At 66.3% G+C, this 8167-nt stretch carries 11 protein-coding genes; 1 reads left to right on the forward strand and 10 read right to left on the reverse strand.

The window, feature by feature from the left end:
• From B3873_RS14420 to B3873_RS14465, 10 genes are all read right to left on the reverse strand, one after another.
• Window positions 1-269, reverse strand: a 269-nt coding sequence (locus B3873_RS14420) for a pilus assembly FimT family protein (RefSeq protein WP_286866881.1), incomplete at its 3' end; no start/stop codon positions are given.
• 4 nt (window positions 270-273) lie between these two features.
• The gene (locus B3873_RS14425; RefSeq protein ID WP_039784388.1) at window positions 274-729 is read right to left on the reverse strand and encodes a type IV pilin protein; all 456 of its coding nucleotides are present in this window, start codon (window positions 727-729) and stop codon (window positions 274-276) included.
• A gap of 2 nt (window positions 730-731) precedes the next feature.
• On the reverse strand, window positions 732-1364 hold the full coding sequence (locus B3873_RS14430; protein ID WP_276843926.1) for a pilus assembly protein: 633 nt from the start codon (window positions 1362-1364) through the stop codon (window positions 732-734).
• Window positions 1361-2239 (reverse strand): PilW family protein, encoded by an 879-nt coding sequence (locus B3873_RS14435; RefSeq protein WP_286866885.1) that lies wholly within the window; start codon window positions 2237-2239, stop codon window positions 1361-1363. The genes B3873_RS14430 and B3873_RS14435 overlap by 4 nt, the downstream gene beginning before the upstream one ends.
• A gap of 35 nt (window positions 2240-2274) precedes the next feature.
• Window positions 2275-2790, reverse strand: coding sequence for a type IV pilus modification protein PilV (gene pilV / locus B3873_RS14440; protein ID WP_039784251.1), 516 nt, complete (start codon window positions 2788-2790; stop codon window positions 2275-2277).
• A gap of 93 nt (window positions 2791-2883) precedes the next feature.
• Window positions 2884-3501: a DUF924 family protein gene (locus B3873_RS14445; protein WP_286866887.1), complete on the reverse strand. Its 618-nt coding sequence runs from the start codon at window positions 3499-3501 to the stop codon at window positions 2884-2886.
• Window positions 3498-3719, reverse strand: coding sequence for an RNA-binding S4 domain-containing protein (locus B3873_RS14450; protein ID WP_034335781.1), 222 nt, complete (start codon window positions 3717-3719; stop codon window positions 3498-3500). Before B3873_RS14450 ends, B3873_RS14445 begins: the two co-directional genes overlap by 4 nt.
• A 92-nt stretch (window positions 3720-3811) precedes the next feature.
• Window positions 3812-4099, reverse strand: a complete 288-nt coding sequence (locus tag B3873_RS14455; protein WP_134223140.1) for a hypothetical protein — start codon at window positions 4097-4099, stop codon at window positions 3812-3814.
• Window positions 4100-4113: 14 nt separating this feature from the next.
• Window positions 4114-4494, reverse strand: coding sequence for an MAPEG family protein (locus B3873_RS14460; protein ID WP_039784256.1), 381 nt, complete (start codon window positions 4492-4494; stop codon window positions 4114-4116).
• 39 nt (window positions 4495-4533) lie between these two features.
• On the reverse strand, window positions 4534-5421 hold the full coding sequence (locus tag B3873_RS14465; protein ID WP_276843935.1) for a KPN_02809 family neutral zinc metallopeptidase: 888 nt from the start codon (window positions 5419-5421) through the stop codon (window positions 4534-4536).
• Between the two features lie 251 nt (window positions 5422-5672).
• Between B3873_RS14465 and B3873_RS14470 the strand changes: the two genes are divergently transcribed.
• On the forward strand, window positions 5673-8138 hold the full coding sequence (locus B3873_RS14470; protein ID WP_286866889.1) for an acyl-CoA dehydrogenase: 2466 nt from the start codon (window positions 5673-5675) through the stop codon (window positions 8136-8138).
• Window positions 8139-8167: the final 29 nt, after the last annotated feature.

The following is an 8167-nucleotide window of genomic DNA, read 5'->3' on the forward strand; positions in this document are numbered from 1 at the left end:
GGAGGATGGGCGACCCCTTGTTGTCCGACCCGGATCTCCCAGCCGCTCTGCCAGTCGCGGCCATCGCGCGGACGCATCTCGGCGCGGCGGCCGGCGCGCAGGGCCTCGGAGCGGGTCAGTTGCACGCCGTGGAAGAAATCGCTGCCGGCCGCCGCCAGCTGGTGTTCGGTGGAGAGCTGTTGCAGCGCCGGGATGCCGGCGGCCAGCACCAGGGCCGCGATCAGCAGCACCACCATGAGTTCAATGAGCGAGAATCCGGTTGCGCGCATGAGGTCACCAGCACTCCTTGCCGTCGGCGCGGCGATTACCCCGGTTGTCGGCTTGCAGCACGCCGCATTGGGCATCTTCATAGGCGGCGTTGACGCCGCTGCCACCCGGCGTGGCGATGACCAGCACGCAGCTGGCCAGATCCTCATCCTCGCAGGCGCGTGCCGACAGAGCATAGGCGCTGGTTTGCGGCGTGGCCCCGGAATACCACTTGAAACCCTGGGCCGCGCTGCCCGGCTGGAAGGGCCGGTAGCGATGCTGGTAGGCGTAGTGCCGTTCCTGTTGCAGCAGCACGTGGAGGATGGCCGCGCGTCCTTCGGCGCGGCTGGCTTTCTTGACGATGTGAAGGTAACCGTTCCAGCCGAGCCCGGCCAGCAGGATCACGATGGCCAGGCTGACCAGGATTTCCAGCAATGTGAAGCCATTTGCCGGAGCCGGAGAGGAGCGCAAGGGAGGATGCATGGTCATTCCGTCAAGGGAAGATAGAGAGGGCGCCAGGCCCGCAGCGGGCAACTGGCGGGCACGCTGGCGGGCCGGGCGGGCAACTGCACCAGCGCCTGCAGCGCCACGATGGCACCCTGCCGGCCGTAGCCGACGGCGCTGAGGCGATAGAGGGTGGGCGCCTCTTCGTCGCCGGGGAGCTTGCTGGGGCTCTTGTCGGACTTCGGTGCCAGACGTTCGATCAGATAACGCGGCGTCGCCACGCCGGGCAGGGCGCGATAGCGCCGTCCGGTGAACTGGCCGTAGGTGGCCGAGAGGGCGTCGGGCCCATGCAGTTGTGCAGGCTCCCAGCCGGCGCGGTCGTGTTGGCCCACGCACAGGCCGGCACCGGCGGCATCGCTGCGGCAGGCGCGCCTGGCAGTGAATTGCCCGGGATCGATCTGGCGGTGGTAGCGCAGGTCGTCGCAGGCATCTTCCAGCGCTGCCTGGGCGGCCAGCCTGGCCTGGGCACGTTCGCGATGGTTGCGCGCGCCGCGTTCCTCCAGCAGGAGCAGCGAGGTGGTGGCCGCACCCAGCAACAGGATCACGCTCAGCAGCATGAGCGTGATCATCAGCGTGGCACCGCGCTGGCGCGGGTGACATGGTGGCCTCTTCATTTCCCGGCCTCCGCCATGGACTGGTTGCGCAGCATGACGCTGCCTTGAAAGACCGCACGCCGCCGCTGCTCCTGCCCGGTCTCGGTGACGCGCCACGCCGGATCGCTGCGTCGGCCGGGGAGGAACAGGTCGTAGCTGCGGGTTTCACTGCCCGGCGCGGCCGGCCGTCGCTGCACGCCGCGCACCAGCAGCGCGATACGCACCAGGATCACCCGGCCCCAGGCCTCGCCCGGCATGGCCGAGGCATCCAGCCAGCGGTCCGGACGGCCATCGCCATCGCTGTCGATGGCATAGCGCAATTGCATGGCTTCCACGCCACGGGCGATGGCGTCCGAGGTCCAGTTGCCGTTTTTGCCCTGGTAGCGGCAGCGCAGCTCGGGCTCGTCGCCGGTGCCGGGTGCGATGTAGTAGATGACCCAGTGGCGCGCGGCTTCTTCCGGCTTGCCCACCGGAGCTTGTGCGCCGCTGCAGTGGCTGATTTCGGCATGGCTGCCGCGCGGGGCACCGAAGAAACCGAGCATGAGGAGATCGCTGTGGTTGACGCCGTCACCGGTGCTGCTGCCGAACAGTCCGGCGGCCGGATCGAGGACGTCGGCCTGGCGGCTGTCATCCAGCCCGCGCAGGCCCGGCAGCAGGGCCTGCGAGCTGCCGTCGGGCAGGCTTTCCAGCGGCAGATGGCCGGCCTGGCGCAACACCTGTTGCAGGTGATCCAGGGCCACGCGGCCGGTTTCCTCGACGCGGCCGGCATCGTCCATTTCCTGGTAAGCCGCACGCGCCTGCTGCAGCAGCGTACCGGCCACCAGCACCACCAGGAGGCCGATGGCCAGCGCAATCATCAGTTCGACCAGGGTCAGTCCGGTCTCATGCAGACGCATCGCGCGCGCCGGGAAGGGGGATCGCGCCGGCATCGTCAGCGGCCCAGGTTCAGGCTCACCAGCGGCGCGGCGGCAGCGGCCGTCCCCTTGGCCGAGCCGGGGCGGTGCCAGGCCATCTTCAGGACGGCAGGGCTGCTTTCGAGGCCGTCGCAGCGCCAGTCTTCGGGGGGCGGGCGCGGGCCGTCACGGCAGACGATGACGCGCGCTTGCGGGAAATCGCGGACCAGCCGGCCGCTCCAGTCGGCCAGGCTGGCCCGGGCGAAATCGGCCGGGCTGCAGGCACTCTGTTCGCAATCGGCATGGGCCGTGAACGGCTTGCCCGCCGCGAGGGAAAACAACAGGGGATCGGCGACGCCAGCGGTGGCCGGCAAGGCTGCGCGCAGTTCGGCCAGTTCCTGCGCCATCAGGGTGGCACGGGCGTGCAGGCTGCTGTCCTGGCTGCTGCGCAGCGCGTGCAGTTGCAGCATGGCGATGGCCAGCGCACCGGTGCCGATGACCAGCATGGCCACCAGCACCTCCATCATCGAGAAACCTCGGGAGCGACCGCGCATGGGAAATCCTGGGAAAGGAAAGCCCGCGAGTCTAGGGAAAAAGAAAATGCCGCTCCAGCAAAACCCCGAATCAGTGCGCTGCTATCGAAAACTTCAGAAGGAAGAGCCCGGTTGCTTGAGGAAGTCGACTTCTTCCGGGGTGCTCTCGCGCGCCAGGATACGGTTGCGGTGCGGGAAGCGTCCGAAGCGCGCGATCACGGCATGGTGTCGTCGCGCATAGTCGGCATAGCCGTCAAAGGTCGCCTTGTCTTCCGCGCTGGCCGCCTTGGCCAGTGCGCCCATGAGCTGCACCACGTACTCCTGGTCGTCGAGGTCTTCGGCGTGTTCCAGCGGCAGGTAGAGGAACACCCGGGCCAGCGGCGGCAACTCTGCATCCAGGCCCATGGCCAGCGCCAGATGGCTGCCCTGGCGTGCCAGTTCATCGTGGGCGAAGGCCTGGGCGGTGTCGCGGTAGATGTTGCGCGGCATCTGGTCCAGCAACAGGATCAGGGCCAGCATGCTGCGCGGGGATTCGGTCCAGTCATCGAGCTGGTTGGCGGCCGCCTGCTGCACCAGGGGGGCGAAGCGGGTGCGGCATTCGGCGTCGATGTCGGGGTTCTTGCTCCACCAGAGTTTCTTCTGGCGTTCGGCCACCTGATGCGCGGGGAGCTGCTCCCAATCGGGGCCGAACCAGAAGTCCAGTATCGCGTCGACGCCGGCGTGCGGGCTCATTCGGCCAGCACCGTGATCTGCACGTCGCCCAGGGTGACTTTCTGGCCGACGGTGATCTTGCAGGTCTTGCGGGTTTCCAGCTTGCCGTCGACCTTGACCTGGCCGTCGGCCACCAGTTGCTTGCCGGCACCGCCGCTGTCGCACAGGCCGCAGAGTTTGAGCAGCTGGTTCAGTTCGACGTAGGGATGGCCCTGCAGCGGGAAGGTGATCTTTTGCATGTGCTTTCTTTCGGAAACCCCGGCCGCAACAGGCGGCACGGGGGACCGGTACGGTACGCCCGGCGCGGCCATTTGTCCAGCCGCCCCGACGTTCAGGTGGCGCTTTCCAGCGTCTGCTGCGCCTTGTCCAGCCAGGTGGAGAGGCTGTCGGTCAGGTCCTTCTGGCTGAAGGAACAGCTTTCTTCGGTGAAGAGGCTGCCCGCTTCCAGCCGGCCCAGCAGGTCTTCGGCGACCTGGCGATAGCGCGGCGGCAGGGCGGTCATGACCTCTTCCTGGGCCCGCCAGGTACTGCACAGGCTGGCGATATTTCCTTGGCCGGTGCGCAGGGCATCCAATGATGCACGCATGGCATGCAGTCGGGAAGCGGCAGGGTGGCTCATCGAAGCTTCCCGTCTCAGGCGCGCGCAGCGATGACGAACAGCGCAATCACGCTCAGGTAGCCGATGATCCACACCGCCGAACGGGCCGAGGGCTTGTCCGTCAGGTACAGCACCGTGTAGAGGATGCGAGCGGCGATGAAGACCAGCGCGGCGCTATCGATCTGTCCCTGCGCTGCGCCCACTTGCTGCGCCACCAGCACGGCGGCAGCGAAGAAGGGGAAGGCCTCGAAATGGTTGCGGTGCGCATAGTCGGCGCGGCGGCGCACGCCGGTCTGCTTGTCCAGCCAGGCGCGCGGTTCGGCATTGTCGAAGTCGCGCCGGCCATACTTGGCCACGGCGATGGTGAACACCGGCATCAGGCCGGCAATCAGGATGCACCAGTAGGATAGGGTCATGCGGGAGGTCTCCTCGTTGTGATGTCAGTTGTCAGTGAATCAAAGTTCCTTGGCGGCGAAGGTGTTGCAGGCGCTGACCTTGCCTTCGGAGATGCCGCGCTTGAACCAGGTCACGCGCTGCGCCGAGCTGCCATGGGTGAAGGAATCCGGTACGACCACGCCGCGCGCCTGGCGTTGCAGGGCATCGTCGCCGATGGCCGAGGCGGCATTCAAGGCATCCTCGATGTCGCCTTCTTCCAGGATGTGACGCGCCTGGTTGGCGTGATAGGCCCAGACCCCGGCGAAGCAGTCCGCCTGCAGTTCCAGCCGCACCGACATGGCATTGGCCTGCTTTTCGGTGGCATTGCGGCGGGCAGCATCGACCTTGTCAGAGATGCCCATCAGGTGTTGCACGTGGTGCCCGACTTCATGCGCGATCACGTAAGCCTGAGCGAAATTGCCGGACACCTTGAAGCGCTGCTTCATCAGTTCATAAAACGACAAGTCGATATACACCTTCTGGTCGCCGGGGCAGTAGAAGGGGCCGGTCGCGGTCTGGCCGGTGCCGCAGGCGGTCGGCGTGCTGCCGGAAAACAGCACCAGCTTGGGCTGCACGTATTGCTTGCCGTTGTTGGCGAAGATCTGGCCCCAGGTATCTTCGGTATCGGCCAGGACGGTCGAGACGAAGCGCGCCATCTGGTCATTGGGCGAAGGCTTGTGGGCCGGTGCCTGCTGTTGTACCGGCGCAGGCGAGCCGCCGCCGGAGAGCAGGTTGAGCATGGTCAGCGGGTTGATGCCCAGGAAGTAGGAAGCTACCAGGGCCACCGCGACCGTGCCCAGCCCGATGGAGCGCCCGCCGAAGCCAAAGCCGCCACCGCCGCCCCCGCCGCCATCCTCGCCACGGCGGTCTTCCACGTTGTCGCTTTCGCGATTGCCTTCCCATTTCATGATGTGTTCTCCGGTGCTGCAGTCTGCAATGGCGCGATTGTAATGGATGGCATGGGCCGCGGCATGTCGGGCGTTGTCTGACCGTGTGAGGCTGCTCTGTCCGATTCCGCCGGATGAGCTGGCGGTGTAGGTTCGGGAAGCAGGAGGGTGACCAAGCGGGGAGCGGCTTGGCGCTGTCGGCAATCGATGCCACACTGTTCCCGGCAGCCTGCATTCCTCATGCTCACAACGACAACAGTACAGGAGACGACATGATCATCTGGCTCATTCTTCTCATCGCCGGCGCGCTGGCCCTCATGATGATGCGCGCCAGCGCCTGGGTCTGGCTGGTCGCTGAAGCGGTCCTGATCTGGCTGGGCGCCCGCCTGGCCGAGATCGAATTGCCGGTGCTGGTGCTGCTGGCCATCCTTTTCTTCACGCCCACGCTGCTGGTGGCGATCAAATCCGTCCGACAGTCGCTGATGACGCGCCCGGCGCTGGACCTGTTCCGCAAGATCGCCCCGCGCATGTCCGCCACCGAACGCGATGCCATCGAGGCAGGCACCGTCTGGTGGGATGCTGAACTGTTCTCCGGCAAGCCGGACTGGAAGCGCCTCTTCGACCTGCCCGCGCCGCGTCTGACGCCGGAAGAGCAGAGCTTCCTCGACAACGAGGTCGAGCAATTGTGCGCCATGGTCAGCGACTGGGACACCAGCGTGAAGACCCAGGACCTGCCGCCCGAAGCCTGGCAGTTCATCAAGGACAAGGGTTTCCTGGGCATGATCATTCCGCGTCAATACGGCGGCAAGCAGTTCTCGGCCTACATGCATTCGCAGGTGGTGATGAAACTGGGCTCGCGCAGTTCGGCTGCGGCCATCGCGGTGATGGTGCCCAATTCGCTGGGCCCGGCCGAATTGCTGCTGCATTACGGCACCGACGCCCAGAAAAATCATTACCTGCCGCGCCTGGCGCAGGGGCTGGAGATTCCCTGCTTTGCGCTGACCAGTCCCTATGCGGGTTCGGACGCGGCCGCCATCCCGGATGTGGGCATCGTCTGCAAGGGCGAGCATGAGGGCCGTGAAACGCTGGGCTTCCGCGTCACCTGGAGCAAGCGCTACATCACCCTGGCACCGATTGCCACCGTGCTGGGCCTGGCCTTCCGCGTGCGCGATCCGGATGGCCTCCTGGGCAGCGACGCCGAGCCCGGCATCACCTGCGCACTGATCCCGACCGACCATCCGGGCGTGATCACCGGACGCCGTCACTGGCCGCTCAATGCGGTCTTCCAGAACGGGCCGACCGAGGGGCGCGATGTCTTCATTCCGATGGAATGGGTGATTGGCGGTGCCGGGCAGGTCGGACGCGGCTGGCGCATGCTCATGGAATGCCTGGCGGCCGGGCGGGCGATTTCGCTGCCTTCCTCGAGCGTCGGTTTTTCCAAGCTGGCCGTGCGTGGCACCAGCGCCTACACCGCCATGCGGCGCCAGTTCAAGATCGAGATCGGCAAGTTCGAAGGCGTGCAGGAAGCCCTGGCGCGCATGGGCGGGCATCTCTACATGATGGATGCCACGCGGCGCTTGTCGGCACTGGCGGTAGATGCGGGCGAGAAGCCCTCGGTCATCTCGGCCATCTCCAAGTACCACGTCACCGAGCGCGGGCGCATGGTGGTCAATGACGGCATGGACGTCATCGGCGGCAAGGGCATCTGCATGGGGCCGGGCAACTTCCTGGCACGCGCGTATCAGCAGGTACCCATCGCCATCACGGTGGAAGGGGCCAATATCCTGACGCGCTGCCTCATCATCTTTGGCCAGGGGGCGATCCGCTGCCATCCCTATGTCCTGCAGGAGCTGGCCACCGCCGCCAATGAAGACCGCGAGCGCGCCGTGCAGGAATTCGACCGCCTGCTCTTCGGACATCTCTCCTTCGTGGCCGCCAATGCCGCGCGCAGCTTCGTGGGCGGCATCAGCCGGGGCTGGCTGCTGCCCTCGTCCAGCCATGCCGCGCGCGCCACGCGGGGCTATTTCCGTGCGGTGGTGCATCTGTCGTCGGCGTTTGCGCTGCTCACCGATGTGAGCATGGGCGTGCTGGGCGGAACGCTCAAATTCCGCGAGCGGATTTCGGCGCGGCTGGGTGATGTGGTTTCGCAGCTTTATCTGGTGTCGGCGGTACTGAAGCGGTTCGAGGATGAGGGCCGGCAGGAAGAAGACCTGCCCTATGTGGACTGGTCGGTGCAGGATGCCTTGCATCGCGCCCAGGAAGCCATCATCGATGTCTTGCACAACTTCCCCAATCCGTTCATCGCGGTACTGCTGCGGGTGCTGATCTTCCCGCTGGGCCTGCCGTATCGCAAGCCTTCCGATGTGCTCGGCACGCGCGTGGCCCAGGCCATGCAGACCCCGGGGGAAAGCCGCAGCCGCCTGGTGGCCGGTGCCTACCTGCCGCGCGAGGGCGATCCGCTGGCCTGCGGCGAAAAAGCCTTCGTGCTCGCACCGGTGGTGCAGCAACTGGAGCATCGCCTCAAGGCCGACATCAAGGAAGGCAAGCTGCCACCGATGCCGCAGAGCCTGCTGGAAGTCCCGGCCTGGAGTGCGCTGGCGCTGGAACGTCAGCTGATCTCGCAGCAGGAGAAGGAAGCGGTCGATGCCTTTGCCCACTATGGCGACCAGAGCGTGCAGGTGGATGACTTCGGCGCAGATTTCGACCGTGCGGAGATCGTGGCGCAGCAGCGTTCATAAGGATATGAAGGTTTGCGTTATCCTGCCGG

The sequence above is a fragment of the Herbaspirillum sp. UBA812 genome (assembly GCF_002296545.1).
Lineage (GTDB): Bacteria > Pseudomonadota > Gammaproteobacteria > Burkholderiales > Burkholderiaceae_D > Herbaspirillum > Herbaspirillum huttiense.